21 protein-coding genes, 1 tRNA gene and 1 other RNA gene are annotated in these 24,756 nt (G+C 67.4%); 10 read left to right on the top strand and 13 right to left on the bottom strand.

The window, feature by feature from the left end; all coding sequences use genetic code 11:
- Positions 1-8: 8 nt before the first annotated feature.
- Positions 9-1,223: an acetyl-CoA C-acetyltransferase gene (locus tag OHS03_RS29535; RefSeq protein WP_328658575.1), complete on the bottom strand. Its 1,215-nt coding sequence runs from the start codon at positions 1,221-1,223 to the stop codon at positions 9-11.
- 189 nt (positions 1,224-1,412) lie between these two features.
- Positions 1,413-4,088: a DNA polymerase III subunit gamma and tau gene (locus OHS03_RS29530; RefSeq protein WP_328658573.1), complete on the bottom strand. Its 2,676-nt coding sequence runs from the start codon at positions 4,086-4,088 to the stop codon at positions 1,413-1,415.
- 445 nt (positions 4,089-4,533) lie between these two features.
- On the opposite strand from OHS03_RS29530, the gene OHS03_RS29525 reads away from it, so the two are divergent.
- A complete protein-coding gene (locus tag OHS03_RS29525) occupies positions 4,534-5,358 on the top strand; it encodes a hypothetical protein (RefSeq protein ID WP_056822732.1) in 825 nt (274 codons plus the stop codon).
- Positions 5,359-5,512: 154 nt separating this feature from the next.
- On the top strand, positions 5,513-6,790 hold the full coding sequence (locus tag OHS03_RS29520) for an ammonium transporter (protein ID WP_328658571.1): 1,278 nt from the start codon (positions 5,513-5,515) through the stop codon (positions 6,788-6,790).
- On the opposite strand, the gene OHS03_RS29515 is transcribed toward OHS03_RS29520, so the two are convergent.
- Together OHS03_RS29515 and OHS03_RS29510 are read right to left on the bottom strand one after the other, a co-directional pair.
- Complete coding sequence (locus OHS03_RS29515; RefSeq protein WP_328658569.1) at positions 6,787-7,920, bottom strand: neutral zinc metallopeptidase; 1,134 nt, start codon at positions 7,918-7,920, stop codon at positions 6,787-6,789. The genes OHS03_RS29520 and OHS03_RS29515 overlap by 4 nt on opposite strands.
- A gap of 3 nt (positions 7,921-7,923) precedes the next feature.
- Positions 7,924-8,835: a neutral zinc metallopeptidase gene (locus tag OHS03_RS29510; RefSeq protein ID WP_328658567.1), complete on the bottom strand. Its 912-nt coding sequence runs from the start codon at positions 8,833-8,835 to the stop codon at positions 7,924-7,926.
- 278 nt (positions 8,836-9,113) lie between these two features.
- Between OHS03_RS29510 and OHS03_RS29505 the strand changes: the two genes are divergently transcribed.
- On the top strand, positions 9,114-10,736 hold the full coding sequence (locus OHS03_RS29505) for a DUF2207 family protein (protein ID WP_328658566.1): 1,623 nt from the start codon (positions 9,114-9,116) through the stop codon (positions 10,734-10,736).
- A gap of 64 nt (positions 10,737-10,800) precedes the next feature.
- Here the strand turns inward: OHS03_RS29505 and OHS03_RS29500 are convergent, their stop codons facing one another.
- The 3 genes from OHS03_RS29500 to OHS03_RS29490 form a co-directional block, all read right to left on the bottom strand.
- Positions 10,801-12,081 carry an ROK family transcriptional regulator gene (locus tag OHS03_RS29500; RefSeq protein ID WP_062990218.1) on the bottom strand — a complete coding sequence of 427 codons (1,281 nt, stop codon included), beginning with the start codon at positions 12,079-12,081 and terminating at the stop codon, positions 10,801-10,803.
- 366 nt (positions 12,082-12,447) lie between these two features.
- Positions 12,448-13,158 (bottom strand): DUF8020 domain-containing protein, encoded by a 711-nt coding sequence (locus OHS03_RS29495; protein WP_328658564.1) that lies wholly within the window; start codon positions 13,156-13,158, stop codon positions 12,448-12,450.
- A gap of 105 nt (positions 13,159-13,263) precedes the next feature.
- Positions 13,264-13,842, bottom strand: coding sequence for an HhH-GPD-type base excision DNA repair protein (locus OHS03_RS29490; protein WP_328658562.1), 579 nt, complete (start codon positions 13,840-13,842; stop codon positions 13,264-13,266).
- Positions 13,843-13,882: 40 nt separating this feature from the next.
- Here OHS03_RS29490 and OHS03_RS29485 point away from each other — a divergent pair, with 40 nt between their 5' ends.
- Positions 13,883-14,725 (top strand): methyltransferase domain-containing protein, encoded by an 843-nt coding sequence (locus OHS03_RS29485; protein ID WP_371852062.1) that lies wholly within the window; start codon positions 13,883-13,885, stop codon positions 14,723-14,725.
- 14 nt (positions 14,726-14,739) lie between these two features.
- Here OHS03_RS29485 and OHS03_RS29480 read toward each other — a convergent pair whose 3' ends face one another.
- The 3 genes from OHS03_RS29480 to OHS03_RS29470 all read right to left on the bottom strand — a co-directional run bounded on the left by OHS03_RS29480 (position 14,740) and on the right by OHS03_RS29470 (position 16,878).
- Positions 14,740-16,026 (bottom strand): aspartate aminotransferase type Ic, encoded by a 1,287-nt coding sequence (locus tag OHS03_RS29480; RefSeq protein ID WP_328658560.1) that lies wholly within the window; start codon positions 16,024-16,026, stop codon positions 14,740-14,742.
- 170 nt (positions 16,027-16,196) lie between these two features.
- An RNA gene (gene ffs, locus OHS03_RS29475) (signal recognition particle sRNA small type) lies at positions 16,197-16,291 on the bottom strand.
- 26 nt (positions 16,292-16,317) lie between these two features.
- Positions 16,318-16,878 carry a TetR/AcrR family transcriptional regulator gene (locus OHS03_RS29470; RefSeq protein ID WP_174551979.1) on the bottom strand — a complete coding sequence of 187 codons (561 nt, stop codon included), beginning with the start codon at positions 16,876-16,878 and terminating at the stop codon, positions 16,318-16,320.
- A 165-nt stretch (positions 16,879-17,043) separates the two neighbouring features.
- On the opposite strand from OHS03_RS29470, the gene OHS03_RS29465 reads away from it, so the two are divergent.
- The 3 genes from OHS03_RS29465 to OHS03_RS29455 all read left to right on the top strand — a co-directional run bounded on the left by OHS03_RS29465 (position 17,044) and on the right by OHS03_RS29455 (position 18,881).
- Positions 17,044-18,033 (top strand): hypothetical protein, encoded by a 990-nt coding sequence (locus tag OHS03_RS29465; RefSeq protein ID WP_328658559.1) that lies wholly within the window; start codon positions 17,044-17,046, stop codon positions 18,031-18,033.
- A gap of 67 nt (positions 18,034-18,100) precedes the next feature.
- A tRNA-Ser gene (locus OHS03_RS29460) sits at positions 18,101-18,185 on the top strand.
- A gap of 267 nt (positions 18,186-18,452) precedes the next feature.
- Positions 18,453-18,881 (top strand): DUF5994 family protein, encoded by a 429-nt coding sequence (locus OHS03_RS29455; protein WP_056822051.1) that lies wholly within the window; start codon positions 18,453-18,455, stop codon positions 18,879-18,881.
- Positions 18,882-18,902: 21 nt separating this feature from the next.
- Here OHS03_RS29455 and OHS03_RS29450 read toward each other — a convergent pair whose 3' ends face one another.
- On the bottom strand, positions 18,903-20,354 hold the full coding sequence (locus tag OHS03_RS29450) for a threonine/serine exporter family protein (protein ID WP_328658557.1): 1,452 nt from the start codon (positions 20,352-20,354) through the stop codon (positions 18,903-18,905).
- A 348-nt stretch (positions 20,355-20,702) separates the two neighbouring features.
- Between OHS03_RS29450 and OHS03_RS29445 the strand changes: the two genes are divergently transcribed.
- Positions 20,703-21,347, top strand: coding sequence for a helix-turn-helix domain-containing protein (locus tag OHS03_RS29445; RefSeq protein ID WP_328658556.1), 645 nt, complete (start codon positions 20,703-20,705; stop codon positions 21,345-21,347).
- A 266-nt stretch (positions 21,348-21,613) separates the two neighbouring features.
- Positions 21,614-22,096 carry a helix-turn-helix domain-containing protein gene (locus OHS03_RS29440; protein WP_328658554.1) on the top strand — a complete coding sequence of 161 codons (483 nt, stop codon included), beginning with the start codon at positions 21,614-21,616 and terminating at the stop codon, positions 22,094-22,096.
- Between the two features lie 10 nt (positions 22,097-22,106).
- On the opposite strand, the gene OHS03_RS29435 is transcribed toward OHS03_RS29440, so the two are convergent.
- On the bottom strand, positions 22,107-23,537 hold the full coding sequence (locus OHS03_RS29435) for a WS/DGAT domain-containing protein (RefSeq protein WP_328658552.1): 1,431 nt from the start codon (positions 23,535-23,537) through the stop codon (positions 22,107-22,109).
- A 96-nt stretch (positions 23,538-23,633) separates the two neighbouring features.
- Positions 23,634-23,843 carry a DUF397 domain-containing protein gene (locus OHS03_RS29430; protein ID WP_056822060.1) on the bottom strand — a complete coding sequence of 70 codons (210 nt, stop codon included), beginning with the start codon at positions 23,841-23,843 and terminating at the stop codon, positions 23,634-23,636.
- Positions 23,844-24,262: 419 nt separating this feature from the next.
- Between OHS03_RS29430 and OHS03_RS29425 the strand changes: the two genes are divergently transcribed.
- A complete protein-coding gene (locus OHS03_RS29425) occupies positions 24,263-24,748 on the top strand; it encodes a DUF309 domain-containing protein (protein WP_328658550.1) in 486 nt (161 codons plus the stop codon).
- The last annotated feature ends 8 nt before the right edge of the window (positions 24,749-24,756 follow it).

Here is a 24,756-nt window from a genome sequence, read left to right as displayed (position 1 = left end):
GCCGGGGATCAGACGCGCTCGATGATGGTGGCAACGCCCATGCCGCCACCGATGCACAGAGTGATCAGCGCGTAGCGCGCGTTGCGACGCTCGAGTTCGTCGATCATGGTGCCGGTGATCATCGCGCCGGTGGCACCCAGCGGGTGACCCATCGCGATCGCGCCACCGTTGACGTTCAGCTTCTCGTCCGGGACGTTCAGGTCCTTCTGGAACTTCAGCACCACGGAGGCGAACGCCTCGTTGATCTCGACGAGGTCCATGTCCTCGATCGTCAGACCGGCCTTGGCCAGCGCCTTCTTGGCGGCGGGGGTCGGGCCGGTCAGCATGATGGTGGAGTCCGCGCCGGAGGTGGCGGTCGCGACGACGCGGGCACGCGGGGTCATACCCGAGTTCTTGCCCGCTTCCTCGGAGCCGACCAGCACCAGGGCGGCGCCGTCGACGATGCCCGAGCTGTTGCCACCGTGGTGGACGTGGTTGATCTTCTCGATGTAGGTGAACTTCTGCAGCGCGACGGCGTCGAAGCCACCCATCTCGCCGATGCCGGCGAAGGAGGGGTTGAGCTTGCCGAGGTCGGCGGCGGTGGTGCCGGGACGCATGTGCTCGTCGTTGTCGAGCACGATGAGGCCGTTCTGGTCCTTGACCGGAACGATCGACTTGGCGAAGTACCCACCGGTGGTCGCGGCAGCGGCCAGCTCCTGCGAGCGCACGGCGTAGGCGTCGACATCGTCGCGGGAGAAGCCCTCGATGGTGGCGATCAGGTCGGCCGAGACGCCCTGGGGCACGAAGTAGGAGTCGTAGTTGGTCGCCGGGTCCATCGCCCAGGCGCCGCCGTCGGAGCCCATCGGGACGCGCGACATCGACTCGACGCCGCCGGCGATGACGAGATCGTCGAAGCCGGAGCGAACCTTCTGCGCAGCCAGGTTCACGGCCTCGAGGCCGGAGGCACAGAAGCGGTTGAGCTGGAAGCCGCCGACGGTGTCGGGCAGGCCCGACACGGTCACGGCGACGCGGGCGATATCGGCGCCCTGGTCACCGACCGGCGCGACGCAGCCGAGGATCAGGTCCGAGATCTGGTCCTCGTCGAGGTTCGGGAAGCGGCCACGCAGCTCCTGGATCAGACCAACAGTCAGATCGATCGGCTTGACCGAGTGCAGCGAGCCGTTCTTCTTGCCGCGGCCGCGCGGAGTGCGGATGGCCTCGTAGATGTAGGCCTCTGTGGTCATATCGGAGTGTTTCCTTCCTTGGGGTGCGGTGGCCGCACGAACGCCACGACCAATTGTCTCGACGCCGTACAAATCCCGGCAAGCACCAGCGGAGCATAGAACCATGCCCATCCGGCGATCCCGGCCACCCGTTCATACTACCGTGGTGTGCGAACTCCGGTTAACTTAACGCGCTGAGGACGGTGGGTGTCAACCATCCAGACTCTTTGCTCCGAACTGTTCACGTAGCAACGCCAGAGCGACCTCGTCCGGGTCCTGGCGGTCACCGGGAGCCACCGGCACCGCCGCGGCGGCCAGCATCTCTCGTTCTTCTTCGGGGGTCGGCGGGGCGAGAACGGCGGCGTTGCGCGCGGAATCCGAGCCGGACCGGGACTCCGGCCCGTCGTCCGGGCCGGGATCGTCGGGCAAGTCGGGGAAATCGGGCGGCGGAATGTCATCGTCGGGCGGCCGGTTCGCCCGGTTCGACGACTGGTTGCCCCCGGCCTGGCTCGGCCGGGAGAACTTCGGCCGACCCGCCGGCTTGCTCTCGGGAGTTCCCGTCCCCCGTGCCGCCCCGGCCTTGGCGGCGGGCGCGGGTCGCGGCGCGGGAGCTCCGGTCTCCCAGCGCACATCCAGTTCACGCCCGAGCACGGCCCGTACCGCCGAACGCACGGCGTCGATATTGCGCGGATCGGACAGTCGCTGCGCCAACGGCGGGCTCTGATGCGCGAACACGATCACGTCACCGTCGACCCGCGATACCGCCGCGCCCGACAAAAGCGCCTGCAAGGTGGCCCCGAACTCCCGCACTCGACCCTTGATCTCCGGCCACGCGGCATCGACGATGGCGACCAGGTCCTCGGCCACAGCCTGCGGCCCGGCTGCGCTGACCTGCGGCTCCGCCTGCGGCGGGGCGTCCTCGACCGGTGTCGGCGCCTGAGCGGGTTCGGGCTGCGCCGGCGAATCCGCCTGCGGTGCTACCGCTTCCGGAACCGGCCTCGATTCGGCGGCGCGGCGCGGCGCGGCGGCTTCGGTCGGCGGCGCGGGGAGCCGCTCGGCGCCAGAGCTTTCCGGTCGTGCGCCGAGGTCGGACCGCGCGGCGTTCTCATCTTCGGTCGGCGAGACTTCTGTCGTAAGCGGTTCGGGCGCAGCCTCTTGTGAGGACGTTCCGGCAACATCTCGGCCGGAATCGACTGGCGGCACAGCATCCGCAGATTGCACAGCGGGCGGTGCGGACTGCGTGGGCGGTGCGGACTCCGCGAGCGGCTCGGACTCCGCTGATTGCACCGACGGTGCAGATTGCCCACGTGGGGCGGGCGCTGCGGCCGCCGGGGTCGAGTCGGAGGTCACGGCCGTCGGGAGGACAGTCGAATCCGAGGTCATCGCAGCCGACGCCACAGTCGAGTCCGGAGTCACGGCCGCCGACGTCACGGTCGATTCCGGGGTCACGGCCGCCGAGGGCGTAGTCGACGCGGCGGTTGCGGGAGCCGACGGCACCGTCGGGACGGAAGTCGCGGGGGCCGGAGGAGCTGTCTTCTGTTCCGCGACAACAGGGCTCACGGCGCCAGGTGCCGACGAACCACCGGTCGCCGCTTCCTTCTCCGCGCGGGCAGCGGCGAGAAGTTCGGCGCCACGACGGCGGCTTTCCCCGCTCGACGCAGGCGCGGAAGGACGTTCCACCGGCGCCTCACCTGCGGCAGGACCCGGGCGGACCGGCGCGGGGACCGATCCACCGGCGAATCCGCGTTCCAGGCGTTCCAGCCGTTGCAGGGTCGCCGACTCGGCGTCGGACACCGACGGCAGGAGCATGCGGGCGCAGATCACCTCGAGCAGGAGGCGCGGGGCGGTGGCGCCGCGCATTTCGCCCAGACCCTCGTGCAGGAGTTCGGCGTAGCGGGTGAGGGTGGCGGGGCCGAGGCGTTCGGCCTGGTCGCGCATCCGTTCCATGACATCGCCGGGACCGGAGACCAGACCGCGGTCGGCGGCGTCGGGGACCGCGCGCAGCAGGATCAGATCGCGCAGCCGTTCGAGCAGGTCGACGGCGAAACGACGCGGGTCGTGACCCGCCTCCATCACCTGATCGACGGTATTGAACAGGGCGGCGCCGTCATCGGCGGCCAACGCGTAGATGGCGTCGTCGATCAGCGCCACATCGGTGACGCCGAGCAGCGAGACCGCGCGAGGGTAGGTGACACCGTCGGGTCCGGCACCGGCGAGCAGCTGGTCGAGCACGCTGAGGCTGTCGCGCGGCGAACCACCACCGGCGCGGATGACCAGCGGATACACCGCCTCCTCCACCGGCACGTTCTCCTGCTCGCAGATCTTGCCGAGCAGTCCGCGCATGGTGGCGGGCGGCAGCAGACGGAACGGATAGTGGTGCGTGCGTGAGCGAATCGTCGGCAGCACCTTGTCGGGCTCGGTGGTGGCGAAGATGAAGATCAGGTGGGCAGGCGGCTCCTCGACGATCTTGAGCAGCGCGTTGAAACCGGCCGTGGTGACCATGTGCGCCTCGTCGACGATGAACACGCGATAACGCGACTCCGCGGGCGCGTAGAAGGCGCGATCGCGCAACTCACGGGTGTCGTCGACACCACCGTGGCTGGCCGCGTCGAGCTCGATGACGTCGAGATTGCCCGACCCACCAGGCCCGAGCGCCACACACGACGAGCACGTACCGCACGGCGTCGAGGTAGGTCCGTCCACGCAGTTCAACGAGCGCGCGAGGATGCGAGCCGACGACGTCTTACCGCAGCCACGCGGCCCGGAGAATAGATACGCGTGACTGATCCGGCCGGTATCCAGCGCCGTACTCAGCGGGTCGGTGACGTGCTCCTGACCCACTACTTCCGCGAATGTCGCCGGTCGATACTTCCGGTACAGAGCCACGACCCACAGGCTACCGAGCGTGTCCGACAGGCTTTATCGGCGGCTGGCACTGTGCGGTCACGCGGTAACGAAGCGATGACCATGTTGTGATGCAAATCACATTGAATTGTGCGGTCTGAAGCGTAGGAGCAAAGCGGTCCAACATACGCAACGGTCGAGCTATCGACTGCCATCCTCGCGGCGAATCCGCTATCGACCAATCTATCGATCCTGGTTGCCGCAGAAATACATACTCAATCCCCGATTGACGGCTTCTTACTAGATGTAACGAAACAATGAACGGTCGTGACAGCAGCGCAAGTGCCTGGCTACCGTGGGTCTCGGCAACTTCGGTGGCCAAACCTTCATCAGGTTGGTGACCCCGGCCGGTCCCTCATCCCGACCGGGGCACAACCTTCGCGCACCGATCGCTCCCCCACCGCACCGACCGGAGGAACGTTTCACCGTGCTGTCGTGTGATGACATCGCAACCGCCTGGCTCGCCCACACCGACTTCGCCGGCGACAACGCCGCGGTCGGGCTACTGAGTCGGGCGATCAGCCCACAAGACTTCGACATCAAACGCGACTCGTTACCCGTCGCGGCCGCGGCCGACCCGGCAACCGCCGACGCCATCCTGCAACTGCTCGAACGCGGGCAGGTACCCACGATGGCGGCCATTCGCACGCTCACCGCGCAGAACGAGATGCGCCGCGAGGCCGAGCGGATCGAGCGGCTCGGCCGTCGCGCCCAGCGCAGCATCGACGAGTTCGGTCGCATCCTCGCCCGCCTCGCCGCCGCGCACTGGACCGACCACAATATCGGTCCGACCAGGCGCGACATCCTCGCCGATACCGAGGTCTGCGAACTCATCGCCGAACGGGTGGGTGAGATCGCGCCGTCGGCGGTCAAGCATCTGTGGCTGATCGAGCGGGCGCAACGCGCCGGCTGGATCGCCTCGAACGCGAGCCCGGGTTCGCTGTGCCCGGCGCGGCGCTGGCACACCACGAAATACGGCAATCGGGTCTCGCAGAAGCCGGTCAACATGGTCGGCAAGCTGGTCGCGGGCTTCGTCGTGGAACACACCGCCGAACGGGGCAAGCCGCCGAGCTGGGCCGTGCTCGCCCGCGACGCGCGTGACGATCGCGGCCGCCGCCTGTTCTTCGACGTGGCCGACGCGCATGCTCAGCGCCGCTGGCTCACCACCGCCGAATGGCTCGCCGACGGCGATGACCTGCCCGTTCCCGGCAAGCGCGGCGTGCGGGCGCTGGCCAAGGAGAACCGGGCCTAGCGCCAGCTCAGATCGGCGTAGCCGCCCTCGGCGCCCCCGGCATGCGCGTCGAGATCCGGGTGACCGCGCTGGTCGGCCGACAGGACTGACGGGTTTTATCCTGTGCGCGTTCGGTAACTTCCTTGCAACGCATTCACGCGTGAAAGGAGTTCCCGTGCCCGCAACGATCGACCCGGCGGCCACCGCCTGGCTACTCGCGGCCACCGCCATGGTGCTGTTGATGACGCCGGCGCTGGCCGTGTTCTACGGCGGGATGGTGCGCTCGACCGGCGTGCTGAACATGCTGATGATGAGCTTCATCGCGATCCCGCTGGTCACCGTGGTCTGGCTGGTCGCCGGCTACAGCCTCGCGTTCGGCGACGACGCGGGCGGTGGCCTGATCGGCAATCTCGAGCACTTCGGGCTGGCCGGGATCACCCCCGACTCCGTCCGCGGCACCATTCCGGAGCTGCTGTTCGTCACCTTCCAGCTGACGTTCGCCATCCTGACCGCGGCCCTGGTCTCCGGCGCCATCGCCGACCGCGCCAAGTTCGCGGGCTGGATGGCTTTCGTTCCGCTGTGGACGCTGGCGGTGTACGCGCCGATCGCGCACTGGGTGTGGGGACCCGACGGCTGGCTGCTGAACTTCGGCGCGCTCGACTACGCGGGCGGCCTGGTGGTCGAGATCGCCTCCGGCGCTTCGGCCTTGGCGTTGGCGCTGGTCCTCGGGCCGCGGATCGGATTCAACATCGATGCGATGCGTCCGCACAACCTGCCGTTCGTGCTGCTCGGCGCCGGCCTGCTGTGGTTCGGCTGGTTCGGATTCAACGCGGGCTCCGCGCTGGGCGCCACCGGGACCGCGGCGGCGGTCTTCCTGAATACCCTGGTCGCGGGCAGCCTCGGCATGCTCGGCTGGCTCATCGTCGAACAGGTCCGCGACGGTCGGCCCACCACCTTCGGCGCGGCCTCGGGTGCGGTGGCCGGTCTGGTCGCGATCACCCCGTCCTGCGGCGTGGTGAACACCCTCGGCGCGGTCATCGTCGGTCTGGCCGCCGGTGTGGTGTGTTCGTTCGCGGTCGGCTGGAAACACAAAGCGGGCTATGACGATTCGCTCGACGTGGTGGGCGTGCACTTCGTCGGCGGCATCGTCGGCACCGTCCTGATCGGCCTGCTGGCCACCCAGGTGATGACCGGCGGCGTGAACGGCCTGCTCTACGGCGGCGGCTTCACCCAGCTCGGCAAGCAGCTGGTCGCGGTATTCGTGGTCGCGGCCTATGCCTTCACGGTCTCGTGGGTGCTGGGCAAGGGGGTCGACAAGATCATCGGCTTCCGCGTGAGCAAGGAAGACGAAACCGCGGGCATCGACTTCGCCCTCCACGCCGAAACCGCCTATGCCGAAGGCGTGCACGGTTCCTCCCCCCGCCGCTTCGGCGAGGGCCACTACGGGACCTAGCTCACTTCGTCGGACGGTGCCAGCCAGGTGTTGCATTCGAAGTTACGGTTCTTCGAGTAGCCCTGGTTGTACCAATTGCCGTTGTGGTCCGGGGTTCCGTGATCGCGGTGGCGGCCGTTGCCGTCACCGCGGTTGTAGTTGTGTTTCACCGCGGCGTAGCCCTCCTGCGAGGTCCACGAACCGCCCGCTTCCGACGAACCGATGTACATGCCGCCGAAGCAGCTGGCCTGCAACTCCATTCGGCGTGAGGTCTCCAGTCCACCCGCCGACATCGTGCCCTGCTCACGACGTTGATTCGACGATGCCTGCAGCAGGCCGGTGAGCCCCTGGATGTGATGGCCGTACTCGTGTGCGTAGACCGACAGCGCTTCCATCGGCGGATACGGGGTGTTGTGCAGGACCAGACCCGCCGTCGACATGTAGATGGTGCTCGAGGCACTGCAGTAGAACGCGTCGCTGGTGGCGCCGCCACACGGTGACGACAGCTGCGAAGGCTGTTCGGCGACAACCAGACCCGGGCTCGTGAACGGCAGATTCGCGGCAGCCAGATTCGACCGCCACATCTGATCGAGGCAGACCTGCGCCGCTGCGAAGTAGGCCTTGGCCACCGCCGCGTCGGTCGACCAGCGCGGCAGATCGCAGTCCATGTTCGTCAGGCCCGCATCGTCGTTCTTGAACAGCGGATGCTGGCCGAGAGCGATAACGGGTTGCGGGCCTGCGGGTTTGGTCGTCGTCGGCGCGGTGGTACGCGCGGTGGTGGTGGTTCGCGCCGACGTCGGATTCGTGGTCGGCACCGGCGAATTCGAGCTGTAGGTGAAACTCGGCGGCGTTGTCTTAGCGACCGAACCGGGCGAGCTCTGATCCGACACTGTCACCGCGACCAACAGCAGCCCGATGACGCCGAACACGGTCAACACCGTCAGCACCACACCGACCGCGCCGGATCCGCCACGACGTGGTGGCGGCGGATACCCCTGCGGCGCATAGCCGTACGGCGGCGGCAGCGGCCGACCGTAAGGCGGCGACATCGGTCGCTGGTCCTGCGAGGCCGGATACCCGTAGGGCTGCTGCGGCGGATATCCCGGCGGGCCGTAGGGCCCATAGGGCCCGTAGCCGGGCGGTTGTGACATCAGTTAGTTCACTTCGCTCGCAGACACCGTGAAGGTGTTGCACTGAGCTGTGAGGTTGCGATCCAAGCCGGTTTCGAACCACTGGCCGCCGTGCTCCGCGGTGCCGTGGTCGCGCATGTCGCCGGGGCCGTCACCGCGGCCGTGGGAATCCTTGGTCGCGACGGTGACCTGCGAGGAGGTCAGCGAGCCGCCGCCCTTCGAGGAGGCGATGAACATGCCGTCGAAGCAGTTGGCCTGCAACTCGACTCGGCGCGAGAGCTCGAGCCCCTTGGCCGAGCGGGCGCCCGCGTCGACGCGCTCGCTGTTGGCCTTGCGCAGGATGCCCGACTGGGCCTGCACGTGGTGGCCGTACTCGTGCGCGAACACCGACAGGTACACGACCCAGTTGTCGCGGAACTGCTCGGTCTGCAGCTGGCTGATCGGCATGTAGATGGTCTTGTTCGCCGGGCAGTAGAACGCGGCGAAGTTGCTTGTCGATCCGGTGCACGGGGTGGTGATGCCGTCGGTGGTCGCGGTGACGCTGAGCGTCGGCGACTCGAAGGGCAGATTGTTCTCCGCCAGCAGTGGTTTCCACGCCGACTCGAGGCACTCCGCGGCCGATTCGAAGAAGGCGCGTGCCCTGTCCACCTGGGTGCCCCACGGCGCGTAGTTGCACGATGCCGGTACCAGGGTGCCGTCGGAGTCGGTGAGCAGCGGGTTGTCCCCGGTCGCGGCGGGCGCGGTACCGGGCTGGGGGGTGTAGGTGGTGGTCGGTTTCGGGCCGATCGCGCCGATGCCGAGGTCGACGCCGGTGTTGACGGCGTACTTCACCAAGCCACCGACCAGCAGGAAGATGACGACGAGGATTACCGAGGTGAAGCCACCACCGCGCTTACGAGGCGGCGGAGTCGGCCTGCCCGGCGGTCCGTAGGGCATGGGCGGCGGGCGGTATCCCGGCGGCGGACCGTACGCCGGACGCTGCCCGTAACCCTGTGGATAACCCTGAGGCTGTGGATAACCTGGCTGCCCATATCCCGGTTGTGGCCGGTATCCCGGGGGCGGACCATAGCCAGGGGGCGGCGGAACCGGTCGTCCACCTGGGCCGTTCGGCCCATAACCGTACGGTGGTTGAGTCACTCCCCCGTACCCCCCTCGTCTCATGAGTCGTCGACAGCCGCTGACGCAGAATAGCAAGCTGTCTAGAGTAAGCACCCATGCTGACTTTTCGGGGGGGCGCCGCGGGCGCGCTGCTGCTCGCTGCGGCGGGGTTGCTCATGGCCGCGCCGGTAGCCAACACGCAGCCCGCGACCACCGGTGTTTCGATCACCGCCGACCTCACGCTCACCGAAACCGGTGTGCTCGAGGTCATCGAAACTGTCGCGGTGCCCGCCGACGGAAATTTCACGATGTCGCTGCCGTTGCGCCTCAAGGTCGGTGACGATGTCGAGCGGGTCTTCAAGGTCACCGATGTGACCGCGAGCGGTTCGGGCACCGCCACCACCGTCAACGACCAGTTCGTCGTCGAAGCCGAGCCTGGCGAATCGAAGTTCACGTATACGGTGCACAACACCGTCTCCGACATGCCGGGCACCCAGGTGTTCCACTGGCTGGGCGTGCTCAATGCCGATATCGCCGTGCTCGACGTCTCGGTGATCAGCCCGAGCTTCCAAATGGGCATCGTGGACTGCAAACTCGGCTCCGCGGGCAATGCCAAGCCGTGCGCCGATGTCCACACCGAGCCCGACGGCGTGCTGTACCTGCACCAGACCGACCTGCGCAAGGGCGATGCCATCGACCTCACCTTGCAGATGCCCCCCGGCACCGTGCCCGCGAATGCCGATGTGCGCGGCGGCGGTACGGGCCCCTTCGCCTTCACCACGCCCGTGCTCGCCGCGTTCGGCGCCCTGCTGCTGGCACTGGCGGGCATGATCGCCTACGTGCTGCTGGCGCGGAAGCGGGCCGCCGCCGCGGTCAGGGGCAGCGACGACTTCGATCCGCTGATCCAGCAGGGCGGCCGGGTCGAGTTCGTCTCCCCCGACGGTGTGCTCCCCGGTGAGGCGGGCCTGATCATCGACGAGCACGCCGATCCGGTCGACATCGCCGCCACCGTCGTCGATCTCGCCGTCCGCCGCTACCTGTGGATCACCCCGGTGAACGCGCGCGGCGAAGACGATTGGCGCATCAGCCGCGTCAACGCCCCCGACGACCAGTTGCGCGACTACGAACGCACCGTCTACGACATGCTGCTCCCCGAGGGCACCGACACCGTCGCTGTCCGCGAACTGCGCACCCCGGGCCGCCTGCAGCTGGACCCGATCCGCGCCGCCATGCGCAACGACGCGGTCGCCACCGGCGCCTTCGCCGACCCGAAGCAGCGGGCGCTGCCCCGCTGGATCGGCGCCGCCCTGATCGCCCTCGGCGTGATCATCACGGTCACGCTCGCCCTGACCTCCGGCCACGCCCTGGTGGGCGTAGCCATCGCCCTCGCAGGTGGCGCGGCGCTGCTGCTCCCCAACTACCTCCCCACCCGAACCCCACTGGGCGACACCGTCGCAGGCCGAATCCGCGCCATGCACCGTGGCCTCGACACCGTCACCCGCGACCGGATTCCCCCCATCGACCAGGAGACGATCTTCTCCCGCGCGCTCCCCTACACGGTGATCAGCGGCAGAGTCGACAACTGGATCCGCACCTTCCGCGATATGAACCCGGCCGCCGACTCACAACCGGGTCTCTACTGGTTCGCCGGCTACGACCGAGACCCCAACCTGCACCGCTTCGCCGCGCAATTCCCGTTCTTCATCACGGCATTGGAAGGCGCGTTCAACCCGCGTTGATCCGCCTACGCGAAACGCCCCGCGACTCTTGACGAGTCGCGGGGCGTTTTCTATGTCCTGGTTTCTATACCCGACGAATAGCCGCCAGCGGGTCGGCGTACAGCGCGCTCAGCGATGTGACCACCGCGGCGAATTCCTGTACCTTGCCGCCGAATCCACTGATACGGATATCCGTGGCCGCCAACTGCGTACTCTGCGAGAACGCCCTGGCCACATGCCCCAGCGCGGGTCGGTAACCCGTAAATGCCTGTCCGCCCAGGACAACTCGGTCCGGGTTGAGCATGTCCCGAACCAGCGCGACGGTCTGCCCGAGCATCGTCGCCCGCTCGGCGAGCAATTCCCGCGCCGATTCGGACCCGGACTCAGCGGCCCGATACAGATCGTTGATCGTCGTGCCGGCAGTCCCGTTGTGCGCCGGGATGATTCCGCGACCGACAGCCCGAGCCTGCAGAGCCCGGTCACCGACGGTCACTTCCAAGCACCCACGCCGTCCGCACGTGCACTGCACATCGGACCCGGTCGGGAGGTGCGCGATCGACCCGGGCCCGTTGCTCGGCGTATGGACCCGTCCGTCGAGAGTCACGGCGATGCCCGCGGTCTCACGAACATAGAAGTAGAGGCTGCTGCCGTGCTGCACAGCGGGAAGTTCGGTATCGGGCTCGGGCCGACGAGCATCGAAGGTCGGCAGCAGCAGCTCCGAAGCCGCCATCGCCTCGACGTGCGGTGCGACGGAAACCGGCAGCTCGAGTACGTCACCGAGCACCTGCCCGATCGGCGCGCCCTTCCATTCCAGCTTCGGATGGTCGACCACACCGCTCTGCGGATCCACCCGGCCACCGATGGCCACGCCCGCCCACAGCGGGGTCCGGCGATGCCAGCGCTGCAGGAACGCCTTGGCGCTGCGAGCGACGGTGGTGACCGCGAACTCCTGCCCGGTCTGCGGTGTGGCGATGGCGAGCCCACCGAGAATGCGCCCACGCAGATCAGCGGCGACGATCTTCGTTGCCTCGGCACCGATATGGATGCCGAGCGTCAGATAGGCGTCGTGATCGATCTCGAACGGCACCCGCGGCCTACCGACCGCACCCGCGGCGGTCAGATCGGGCCGCTCACGCAGCAGTCCGGCCGAAAGCAGCGACGCCACTTGCCGATTCACGGTGGCGATACTCAAACCCGTTGCCCGCGCGGCGTTGTCACGCGAGACGGGACCAGAAGCTGCGGTTCGCAGCACCGCGGCGGCGGGGTTGTCGCTGCGACGCAGCTCCGGCGGCACGACAGGGCGGGAAACACGAGGTCGAGCGGCGCCCGTCCGGGAGGCGGGGCGATCGATGATGGGAGCAGACATATGAAGTTCCTTGCCAAAAAATCCCGTCATCTCAACGGGATTGCCTACACGTGGGGCGTGGCAGCTCGCGAACCTGAGGGGATCAGCTGCAGAAGCAGGAACGACACAGTTCGCGCGTCAACGGCAACCGCAAGCCCAGAGCGGCGGTCACGTAGGTGACCCGCTGGGCGGACAGACGGTTGCTGGACATAACAATCAAGTTAACACCGAATCCCGACCCATCCAACCCAAACCGGCGAATTGTGCGGTGCGGCACACCATACTCCCAGTTCAGCGCGGCGCCCTGGGCGCGCAATACAGTGCGCATCATCCCGAAAACGGCAAAACCCCTCCGGGAACCGAAGTTCCGGGAGGGGTTGCGCGTGGCTACTTGGCCGGGGCTGTGAAGGGTGCGTTGACAGTGGTGAAGTACTGGATAGCGGCACCGATCGCGACCGGAGCCGTGATGAAGATCTGACCGACCAGCGTGCCGAGGGCGCCGACCGCCAGAATGCCGCCGATGCAGCCGATAGCCGCCGCGGGCAGGAACGGGCCGAAGAGGCCGACGATGGTCGCCGCGGCGACGGTCGCGCCGGCAATGCCGCCGAGGACGCAACCGACGGCACCGCCGGTGAGGCCACCGAGCAGGGTGCCGACCGCAGCACCGAGGGAGATCGTGCTGGTCAACCGGTTCCAGGCCGCGACCTCACGGTCGTATTCGGTCTTGAACGGCGCCTTGTCCTCGAACGGAAGGGCAACCGGCTTGTACACGGCCTTGGACACGTCGAGCTGGGGCGTCAGGGTCGCGGTGTTGCCCGCGATCTCCGCGGCGATGGGCAGCTCGAAATCGTCGAGCCGGAACGTCAGCGGCGTGGCCGCGATCGTCGTGCCGTTCGCAGCCTTCACCTTGAAGGCGCCGTCCTCCGCGACCAGCGAGCCGGCATCGGTGGTGATCACCGACGTGCCGTTGACCTCCTGGGCCGTGAAGTTCACGGGGGTATCGGCCTGCGCGGTCGGCGCGGCGTTGACGGTTCCTGCGGTGATGCCGGTAGCCACAGTCAACAGCGCCGCGACAACGGCGAACTTCCTCATCTTCATAAAACTGCCAATCCCTCATCTGTTGTGGAGCTGTTCGAGAAACAAGCTTCGAACAGATCCACCCCGGTGACGAGGGATAAAAGCAACCGGATCGTAACTAAGAATTCACCCTGCGGTTTTCGCCGCGGCTTTGGCCTGCTTCTTGAATTCCCTTACTTCTGACAACGTTTCGGCGTCGACGACATCGGCGACCGACCGTCGCGATCCGTCGTCGCCGTAGGATCCGGCCGCTTTCTTCCAGCCGTCCGGTTGCACCCCACGTTGTTTGCCGAGCAGCGCGAGAAAAATCTTCGCCTTCTGCGCCCCGAACCCCGGCAGGTCCTGCAATCGGCGCAGCACCTCTTTGCCATCGGGGTCGCCCGCGGTCCAGATCTGCGCAGGTACACCGTCGTAATGCTCGATCACATACTGGGCGAGCGCCTGCGCCCGCCGCGCCATCGACCGCCCATAGCGGTGAATCGCGGGCGGGGTGGCCGCGAGTTCCTCGAATTCGGCCGGATCCGCTTCGGCGATCCGGTGCAGATCGAATCCGCCCATCCGCTCGGCGAGTTTGCGCGGCCCACGAAACGCATGCTCCATCGGGTACTGCTGGTCGAGCAACATCCCCACCAGCAGCGCGAAATCGTCGGTGCTGAGCAGTTCGTCGGCCTCGGATTCCTGCGCGAGGCACAGCGTGCGAGTCATACATTCATCGTGACACATTTCACCAGTAGCCTCTGAGTCCATGCTCACGAGGACTGCTCCCACACTGGCGGTGCGTATGACCGACTACACCCCACGCCCGGCCCGCTTCGACCAAGCAGGCCAGGATCAGCTGATCGACGCCCATGATCTGGAAGTCACCCGACCCGGAATGCGCGCGCTGGGCGCCTGGAGTCACAGCGCGCTGGCGCTGCGGCCCGGCGAGAGCGCTCTCGATGTCGGGTCGGGCACCGGATCGGAGGTATTCACCTTCGCCGAGGAACTCGGGCCCAGCGGCACCGCGGTCGGCGTCGAGCCGGACCCGCATCTGCTGGCCTCGGCGCAGCGCCGCGCGGTCGAGTCCGGGTCGAAGGCGGCGTTCGTCTCCGGTGACGCCTACGGCCTGCCGTTCGGCGGCGACACCTTCGACGCGGTGCTGTGCGAGCGGGTGTTCCAGCATCTCACCGCACCCGCGCGAGCGGCGGCCGAGATCGCCAGGGTGCTGCGACCCGGTGGGCGCGCGGTGGTGGTCGACTGCGATTGGGCGACCGCGATCGTTCATCCGGGCAACCCGCGGGTGGTGAGCGCGGTGATCGACACCCTGATCTCCTCGACCACCAATCCGCTGTCGGGTCGCCGGCTCGCCGGGCTGCTCAGCGGAACCGGACTGGTGGTCGACGAGATCGGCTCGCACGCGCTGGTGCAGGACCGAACGGTCGGCGCGGGCGCGCTGGTGCGCCGGATCGCAGACCTCGCGGTCCTGCGCGGCGTGATCACCGCGACCGAACGCGACCAACTCCTCGCCGACCTACGAACAGGCGCGGACCGCGGCGATATCCACATCTCCGTCACCCTGTTCGGCGCCCTGGTCCACAAACCGACCTGAGTCCAGCCGCCAACTCAGCTCTCGAGCAGCTTTTCCGTGGCCGCCAGCAGCACGCAGGTCGCCAATCCGTCCATCGCCTTCTCCAGCTCCGGCAGCCGCGGGAAGCTGGGGGCGATGCGGATGTTCTTGTCCTCGGGATCCTTGCTGTACGGGAAGGCCGAGCCCGCGGCGGTGAGCGCGATGCCGGCCTCCTTGGCCAGGGCGATCACCCGAGCCGCGGTGCCGTCGAGCACATCGAGGCTGATGAAGTAGCCGCCCTTGGGTTCGGTCCACGACGCCACCTTCGAGGCGCCGAGACGGTCTTCCAGAATGCGGCGCACGAGCGCGAACTTGGGCTCGAGCAGCGCGCGGTGCTTCTGCATGTGCTCACGCACACCTTCGGCATCGGTGAAGAAGCGCAGGTGCCGTAGCTGGTTGAGCTTGTCGGGGCCGATGCTCTTCTTCGACGCGTGCGACAGGTACCAGTCGATATTGGCCTGCGACGCCCCGAAGAAGCTCACGCCCGCACCGGCGAAGGTGATCTTGGAGGTCGACGCGAACACCAGCGGACGGTTCGGGTTGCCCGCCGCCTCGGCCAGGCCGAGCACGTCGATGACCGGGGCCGCGGTATCGGTGAGCGGGTGTACCGCGTAGGCGTTGTCCCAGAACAGGCGGAAGTCGGGCGCCGCGGCGGGCATCGAAACCAGTTCGCGGACAACCTCTTCGGAGTAGACGACACCGGTGGGGTTGGAGTAGTTCGGCACCGCCCACAGGCCCTTGATCTGCGCATCGTTCGCCAGCAGCGTCGCGATGGCGTGGGTGTCGGGGCCGTCGTGGCGCATCGGGATGGTGATCATCTCGATGCCGAGCGCCTCGGTGATGGCGAAGTGACGGTCGTAGCCAGGGGCCGGACACAGCCACTTGATCGGCTCGTCGGCCCAGCGGCGCGGGGAGTCGGGAGTGCCGTAGAGCATCGAGAACACGATGAGGTCGTGCATGATCTCGAGGCTGGCGTTGTTGCCCGCCAGCAGCCGCTCGACCGGGATGCCGAGCAGTTCGCCGAAGATCGCGCGCAGTTCCGGCAGGCCGGTGAGGCCGCCGTAGTTGCGGCAGTCGGTGCCCGAACTGTCGCGGAAGTCACCGTCGCCCGGCAGGGAAAGCAGCGACACGGACAGGTCGAGTTGCTCCGGCGACGGCTTACCTCGGGTGAGGTCCAGGGTGAGCTTCTCGGTTCGGAGCGTCGCGTAATTCGCGGTCTGGGACTCGTGCTCGGACACGAGTTCCTCGTGGCTCATCAAACCGATCTGCGTTTGCCGGGGCATCCTGGGCAGCCTTTCGAAGCAGCAAGGTGGGGGTGTGCACGCTGCGCGTGCTGACTTCCGCAACGTTACCCGGCGGCTGGTCGGAATCGGTGGGGTATCCGTACCCGGATCAGGCTCGCACGCTGCGAAGGTGCGTAGGCCGATCAGTCGGAGAAGGGACCCCCGGAAATTAAAGGGGACCCCGCGCACCCGGCAGAGCCCGTTGACCCTTGCTGCCTTCCGGCCCTGGGGGAGTTCACAGGATGCTCGCCGCGCGGGATCCGTCGGCCAGTGTAGCGGTAGTTCTGCCTACTAGCGATTCCGGTCTTCGAACAGCAGGTCGGCGGCCCGGGTGAGTACTTCGACGCGAGTGCGGCCCTCGTGATCGGCGGCGAGGAAGTGGCTGCCGATGGTGGCGCAGAAGGCGAGCAGGCTCCTGGCTTCCACCTCGTCGGGATCTTCGCAGAACACGCCGATTGTCTCGCGCAGCAACGCCATTCGCTTGTTGTCGACGCGGCGCAGGCGTTCGGCGACGTCGTCGTCGCGGCGAGCCCAGTCACGGATCGCCAGGTCGATCGGGAGCAGACGGTGGCTGGAAAACGTGAGCAGCCCGGCCACGCGCGCCTTGGTCTTCGGGTCGAGTCCCGCGTGCTCGACGTGGTCGAGCACCTGGTCGGTCGCCTCGCTCTCCCACGCGTCGAGCATCGCGGTGAGCAGTGCGTCGCGGTCGGCGAAGTAACCGTAGAACCCGCCCTTGGTCACGCCGATGCGTTTGGCCAGCGCCTCGATCCGGACCGCGTCGACGCCCGAGGACGCCAGCACGGCCAGACCTTCCTCGACCCATCTGATCCGGGGAGTTCGCGCGGTACCCACGACGTGTTCCACCTCATATCCATCGACGACGACCACACCCGACCAGTCGATACTCGAGTGTACGCAGCCGTATAACCGCCGCCCCGACGGTGACGCTGGCTACGATCTATCCGATATCGGCAGCGGGGGGTTCCGGTTCCCCATGACTGGAGAGGGGGCCCGCTCGTGACCGGCCCGAATCAACAACCACCCGGCGACGGTGTGCCGCCGTCCGATCCCACTGTCGCGTGGTGGGAACGACCAGGCGAAGGCGCAGGTCAGAACCCCGCACAAGCCGACCCGACCGTGCTGCGCGGCAATATCGGCGCGCCCGGTCCGTACACCGCACCGCCCACGCCGTATCAAAGCGGCGCGAACCCACAGCCCTATACCGCCCCACCCGGGCCTTACCAGAGCGGCGTGAACCCACAGCCGTACCCGCAGCCGCAGCAGTACGCGCATCCGCAAGCGGGCGCCTATCAGGCGCCGCAGCCGCAGTGGGGTGCGCCACCGCCGCGGCCGCCCTCGTCGGGCAACAAGGCGGTGTGGTGGATCGTCGGCGGTGCCATCGTCGCGGTCGGCGCGCTCGTGATCGGGTTGATCGCGTTCACGGCCAACAAGGTCGACGACAACCCCTTCGGACCCGATCCGGACAAGTGGGCGGGCAGCTACGTCTACAAGGACGGCAAGAATGCCTGCGACCTGGTCGATCTCACGGTGCTGAACCAGTGGTCGTCCACCCGCGAGACGACCACCCACACCGAGCGCGGACCGTCGGAGTACATCGGTGGCGGCTCCTACGATTGCGACGCCAAGAACAAGGAGACGGGCCGCAACGCCAACGACGCGAGCTTGGGGCTCGAGGTCGAGTTCAAGACCGAGAGCGAGACCGAGTCCGACTACGCGCGCTGGAAGGGCTACGACACCAAGACAACCGGCAAGGACTACGACCACGGCCCGGTGAGCGGTCTCGGCACCGAGGCGTACTACGCCAGCGAGCAGCACACCTACGGTTCCATCCCGAGCGATTACTCCGTCGTGGTGGCCGCGCAGGACAGCAATATCTCGGTGAAGGTGGAGATCGAGGTGTCGACGATGCGCACCGTCGACAAGGCGGCCATGCGCACCGCCGCCGAGACGCAGGTTCGCAAGGTGCTGGCAGCTTTGAAGAAGTAGCAGGTCAGAACCCGTCGCAGGGGGCCGGTTTGGCATCGACCCCCTGCAACCCGCTATGCTGCTCCACGGAGGATTCGCCTAGTGGCCTATGGCGCTCGCCTGGAACGCGGGTTGGGTTAACGCCCTCAGGGGTTCAAATCCCCTATCCTCCGCAACAGCAGGGCCCTGATCGGTTCGCCGGTCGGGGCCCTGTTCGTTTAATCGGTGGATCTGTCAGTGGGCTTCCGTAGAGTGAGCCCCGATGGTGCGGGAGACCCCCACCACACCCATATACCGTCGTCGCCGCCCCCCAAAAACTAACGTGCGTGCCGACACAGTCCAGTGGGTACCCAACCTTTCGCGCCGGTCCGAGTTGGGACCGCGCCGATCGATGCCGTGAGCGGCGTCGATCGCACAGAAATCAGAAAGTAAACGACGAAGTGAAGACATCACCTGAAACGAGCATCGGGCGCGACGCGTCCGGGCAGATCCGGCTGATGCTGCGTGACCGCACAGCCACCACCGGGCCGATCGACGGCGCCTGGTGGCCGCGAACCGACCAGCCGATGACCGAGTTGCACCAGCTGGTGGCCGCGGTCGGACCGCGGATCGGCAAGCTGGCCCGGCTCGGATTCGACTGGACCGCCGGTGAATCCGGCGACAGCACGGCCCGCACCGACCAGGCCGCGCGCATCATGCACGTGGTCGGCAGCAACGGCGCCGCGCTCGCGCTGCTGGTCATCCCCGCGGCCACCGAGGCGCCCGCGGCCCGCAGCCAGATGCGCTGGGCGGCAGGCAAGCCGCGCATCCAGGACCCGGCGCCCGCCGACACGGCGGCCGACGGGCCTCGCACCCTCGTGCAGATCTAGCCCACCCGCGTACCGGTCCGTTCACCGGTCGCTGGTGTAGGTCGGATCGAAGTCGCGCGGCGCACCGCGGCGGCTCAGCAAGCGGTCGAACCATTCACCGAGAATGACGCCCGCGGCCAGCGCGCAGCCGACACCGAACGCACCGAGGATCTGCCCGAAACCGAGCAGCGTTTCGTCCTCGAGCAGGGCGTACAACCCGCGATACACCTTCAGACCCGGCAGCAGCGGTGTGATTCCGGCCGCCGCGACGACCAAGGGCGGGGTGAGCGCGCGACGCGCCATCAGACCACCGGCGAGACCGATCAGCGTCGCGGCCAGCCCCGCCGCCACCACCGGCCCGAAGCCGATATCCTGCGCGCCGAGGAAGGCCAAGATGCCGCCCGCACCGCTGAGCCCGGCCGCGACCAGCGCCCGCCGCTCGGCGTAGCAGGCCAGCGCGAACGCGATCGCCGCGACGGCACCCGCGATCAGTTTGATCGGCAGATATTCGATATCGCGACCGGCGCTCGCCGCGATCTCCGGCACCGCGATCCCCATCATCGTCGAAATACGCAGCGCCAAACCGATACCCGCGACGATGCCCGCGGTCATCATCACCACTTCGAGCATGCGGGCCGCGGCGGTGATCGGCGCGCCGGTGATCGCGTCCTGCACCGAACCGACCAACTGCAGACCCGACAGCAGCACCGTGATCCCCGCGGCCACGATCAGCGCGGCATCAGCCCGCCAGTGCTCACTGAACGCGGCGAGCGCGATGGCGGGGGCGGCGGCGATGACACCGCCGATCATGTGCTGGAAGAACAACGGCAGACCGAGCTGATGCAGCACCCGGTTCACCACATCGATCACCGCGGTTGTCGCGAAACTGATGGCGGCGAGCATGAACCCACCACCGAGCAGCACCGCGATCGCCGCCGCGAGCAACGACCAGCCCGCCGTCGACACCCAGCGCGGATAGGGGTGCCGTGACGAGATGAGCTCGTCGAGGGCGGCGTGCGCCTGGTCGACGGGGACGATCTGGCTGCGGATGCGTCGGGTGAGCCGGTCGACCGCGGCCAATCGGGTGAAGTCGAGCGAGCGATACTTCACCACCCGCATATCGCTGGCCGGCGGCAGTCGCGGTCCTCGGTCGGCCCAGATACGGATCGCGTCGAAGGTGACGTCGATATCGCAGCTGTTCAAACCGTAGGTGGAAGCGATGAAACGGACCTGCGCGGTGGTGTCGCCGACACCGGTGCCCGCCGCGAGCACGACCTCACCCACCCGCACCGCAAGGTCGAGTACCTGCGACACCTCGGCGTCGTCGGCCAGATCGATCGGTTGCAGCGGGGTGGGTGCGGCGACGATGTTGTCGGCGGTGGCGCGCTGCGACGGCAGCACGAACGGTCGGCGCAACCGCCACCACCGGCGGCGCAGACCTGGGCGTTCGAGAATCGTGGCGCCGTCGCCTTCCGCCAGGGGGTCCGCACTCATACCTCGACGGTAACGGCGATCGCAGCGCCTTCGCCGTCTCGCAACCAGTTCGTCAACGTGTCGGGCCTGCTGACCTGGAGTTCACCCTCAGATGTCGTCGATCAGTCCGGTGCTGTAGGCCGTCGCGGCCAGGTGCTGGAGGCAGCGAGGACCACAGCCATTGTGCTGAGTCAGCACGAAACGGGCCTGCTGGAGCGAAGAAATGGAAGAATCGGCCACACAGTCGGCATGTGCGGCGCGCCAGTGGTCTTCGTGACGGAGGACGGCGGCCCGCGATGTCGGCGGGTCTGGTGCGGATGTGTCCAGCAGGGTGTGACGGGAGGGGCAGGCTATGGAGGCGATGACTGTATGAACACCGGGACGGGGAAGGTGATCCAGGAGCGGCGCAGGCTGCTCGGGCTCTCGCAGCCCGCGCTGGCCACCGCGATCGGGGTGAGCTCGCGCCAGATCACCAGGTACGAGTCCGAAGAGCAATCGCCGACGCTGCCGGTCGCGGTCCGCTTGGCCGACGCGCTGCAGGTCTCGCTGGCGGAGCTGGCCGGCATCGTGGACAACCGCGTCGACCTGGCGGGTAACTGGTGGGCAGCCTGGCAGAAACCGGCGAACCACCCGGACGAGGTCGAGGTAGCGGCGGTGACCATCCGGCACGAGGGCGACCATCTGATGCTCGACTCGGCCACCGAATCGCCTGCGCCTGAATCGGATCCGATCACCCAGGTGCGTGGCGAGATGCGGGTCTGGGAGGGCGAGGCGCTCACCGGCTGGGTCCGCGGCATGGATATCGCGTTCCCGGTAGGCACCATCTACTACTCGCTCCATCCCCAGGGTGCTCATGCGGTCGGCTCGTGGACGACGAAATCGGGCCCCGACGGCCTGGTGCGCGGCTGGAGCGTCCTGGCGCGGGAGAAGTCCGACGCCGAAAAGCTTCTGGCGGAAATGTTGCGTACCGACGGCAGTGTCGAATCGTGGCCCGGCCCCTCTCGCTCGGCCTGAAGCCGCCGCCGGATCTCGGCGACGCTCGGACGCCCGTCGTCCTCGGGCGGCAGAAGTAGTAGGTAGCGGCTCAGCGCCCCGAATACGAACAGCCCCAGAGCAATCCACAGAAAGATCTCCATCGGTTCCCCTCCGAACGAGTCAGTGCTTGCACGAGTGGCGCGGTATTGTGGCTTCTGAGCCGCCACGAAAAGTATGGTCGCCGTCAAGACCTTTTGGACAGCAAAAAGCGTCTACAAACGTCTACAGTTCTCTACGATGAGTCCATGTCCAGTCGGGGCGAGCAGGGGAACGGCATCGTCGGAGCTCGGTTGCGGCGACTGCGGGAAGAGGCGGGGTTGTCACTGGCCGCGTTGGCCACTCGCGTTCCGTACAGCAGGGCGGCGCTCGGTCACTACGAAACCGGTGCGCGAGCAGCATCTTTCGAGGTGATTGCCTGGTACGAGCGGGTACACGCGCAATCGAGGCCCGCGCTACCCGGCACTCGCCGACGCGATCCGCGAGCCGCCGACGCCGCACTCGCGGCGGCGATCGCCGCCGCACACCGGACGGGCCCGCTCATCGAGATCGGGCGACCACACCAGGGAGACAGCGGAACCGGGTACTTCTGCCCGTTCCGCATCGACGGTGTGCTCGAGGGCGAAGCCGCTGGAACCGATGCGGCGACGGCTGTGCGCTCGGCGCTGCTCGCGGTGGGCGCCGAGCTGAACCGGCCGGGAAACAGCACCGGCCCCGGACGAATTCGGTGAAACCGGGCGCTCAGCGGTGCGCGGCGACGACCCTGTCGAGCGCCTCGGCGAGCAGTTGCAGGTAGCGGTCGGGATCGGGCATCACCCGCGGATCGGAATGCACGGACAGCGTGATGGTTTCACCGATTCCGTGGACCCCGTGGGTGAGGTGCATGACGCTGCCGAGGGCAGGGAAACCACCGGTGAACAGGACCGGGCCACCGGCGAAGGCGAGGTCGCCCTGGCCGCGGTAGACGCTGGAGACGACGGTGTTGCCGTCGAGCATCGCGGGCACGTCGTCGAGGTCGGCGCGTTCGACATCACGCACCGCCAGGACAGCGGGGACCACCTCGCCGACTCGATCCTGTGCGGAGAGCAGCGGATTGAGCGCCCGTTCACGACGGGTGGCGAGGTCATCGGCGATGAGATTCGCGCGCAGACGCAGGTCGGGTTCGTCGATATGCAGGTCGATGGACAGTCCGCGGTAGTTGTTGCGCGCCGTGCTCGGCGCCGGAAGAGCCATCGGTAGCGCCGTCCCCAACCGTTCCGGTCGCTCACCGCGCTCGGTGAGGTAGTCGACCAGCGCGGACGAAATCGCCGTCAGCGCAACGACAGTAACGGTTTTGCCCGGAATGCGGAGGTCGTCCACATCGACGACCAGCATTCGCACCGTGTGGTCGGCAACCGGGGAGGCCGGGTTCAGCGCACTCGGCGCGAATCCGGGTGCGGCCGCCGGAACTTCACCCGCTGCCGTCCGGTCAGCCAATTCCCGCTGGGCCAGGTACGCGGCCCGCCCGCGCCACGCTGTCGCGGCGAGCTGTCCGGGAAAGCGCAGCACTCCAATCACTCTCGGATCTACCCGTCGCGCAATCCATCCACAGGGTTGTCCACAGGAATCCACAGGCGGTGTGGAAGTTTGGGCAGGCCCGACCGGGTGATATGCCGAGTTATCCACAGGCGCACCGGGTGTGCTGTGGACAACAGCTTCATCCACAGCCGTCCCGAAGAGCGCTCGCGCGATGGCGGCGGCTCGAGTGCCGTCGGCGAGTGCGTGCGAAAGCTGCAGCACCACCACCACAACGGGCTCCGTCGATCGCGGGGCACCGTGGACAGCCCGGAAAACATGGATGCGCCATGGGTATTCGGTCGCCACGACACGGGTACCCAAGAGTTCGCCCAGATCCGCGAGCAACGCCTGCCACGACAGGCCGTCGGGGTGGTGGTGGGTGAATTGCTGGGACGTGAATTCGACCGGAACCCAGCGCGGATAGCCGAGATCGCCCGGTATCTCCTGTAACCGAATCCGCAGATCCGGAATGCGCGCGGCACGCGCGGCGACGAAATCATGGAGTTCGTCAGTGGCGGTATCGGTTTCGGCAAAAGAGTAGAGCAGGAACACGTCGTTGGCGGTGCGGCGTGACAGCCAGTACATCGTCGCGTCACGCGCGGCCATCGTGGTCATCCGGCCACGATAGGCCAAACCTCCGAGGTCACTGAGAAGGCCCCGAGTCCGCTCGACTCGGGGCCGGTGTTGCCCATTCGAGATGCATCTCGCGGCTCAGCCGCGCGCGAACTCTCCCGCGGTGACATCGGAGAGAAAGGCTCGCCACTGCCCTGGACCGAAGGCCAGCACGGGTCCGCGGCCGCGATCCTTGGTGTCGCGAACGGCGATATCGCCGCCGGCGAGAAAGGCTACTTCGACGCAGTTCCCATCGGGTCCGCTGTAGGTGCTCTTCCGCCACACAGCATCGGTCACATCAACTTCCACGGCACTTGCTCCTTTGGTCCATCGAGAAGAGGGATAACTCCTGGAATCGTTGCAACATTCCGAAATCCGGCGCGACCGATGAGTTACTTCGTGGCACACAAGGCACTGCCACACGGCGCGCGCAACTGACCGGCACGAACCAGCGCATCGAGGCGTTTCCGCCTCCGGGGGCTGCCCCCGCGGAAGAAACACTAGCAGGTCTTCCGCAATGTTGCGGAAGAGAATTTGCTTTCCCATATCGTTTTGCCAACCTTGCGAAGCTTCACGTTTGCGGGGGCATTGCCAGCCCTCTTACCCATTCTCGATCCGGTTGACACATCCCGATTTACTTCCATGTGATTAGTCCGTGATACGTCAATTTCTCGAGCGTCCCAACAGTCACATGAGCACCATCGAGGGCAGACGTGGATCATGGGGGAATGATCTCCCGTGACCGTGACACCGCAGGTCGTGCCCGTAACGACCGACCCCGCGACCGACTCGGCCGACCGCTGCCTCCCGGCAGTGCCGGAGTCGCCCGAATTCCCGACGATCTCCAACTCGGGCCCCAGCAAACTCTGGCCTTCGCTCAGCAACTGCTGGACGACGGATTGGCATTCAATGCCCACGAGGTATTGGAGGCAGCGTGGAAGAACGGGCCGGTTGCCGAACGGATGCTCTGGCAGGGACTGGCCCAATACGCCGTGGGCCTCACCCACATCCAGCGGGGCAACGCCAAAGGCGCGGGTACTCTGCTGCGCCGCGCGAGTGAGCGGCTCGAGTCCTATCCGGCGAATGCCCAGCAGCACGATGTCGACCGCGCCGGGCTCGTCGCGCACGCGCAGGAGCTGCTCGTCGCGCTCGATACCGGTGACGCCATCACCGAGGAACGGCTACGGACGCGGCTGTGCCGAGAGCCCACCTAGGATCGAGG

The sequence above is a fragment of the Nocardia salmonicida genome (genome assembly GCF_036142455.1).
In the GTDB taxonomy this organism is placed as follows: domain Bacteria; phylum Actinomycetota; class Actinomycetes; order Mycobacteriales; family Mycobacteriaceae; genus Nocardia; species Nocardia salmonicida.
The sequence above is the reverse complement of the archived record's forward strand: the minus strand, read 5'-3'. Positions and strand labels throughout refer to the sequence as shown.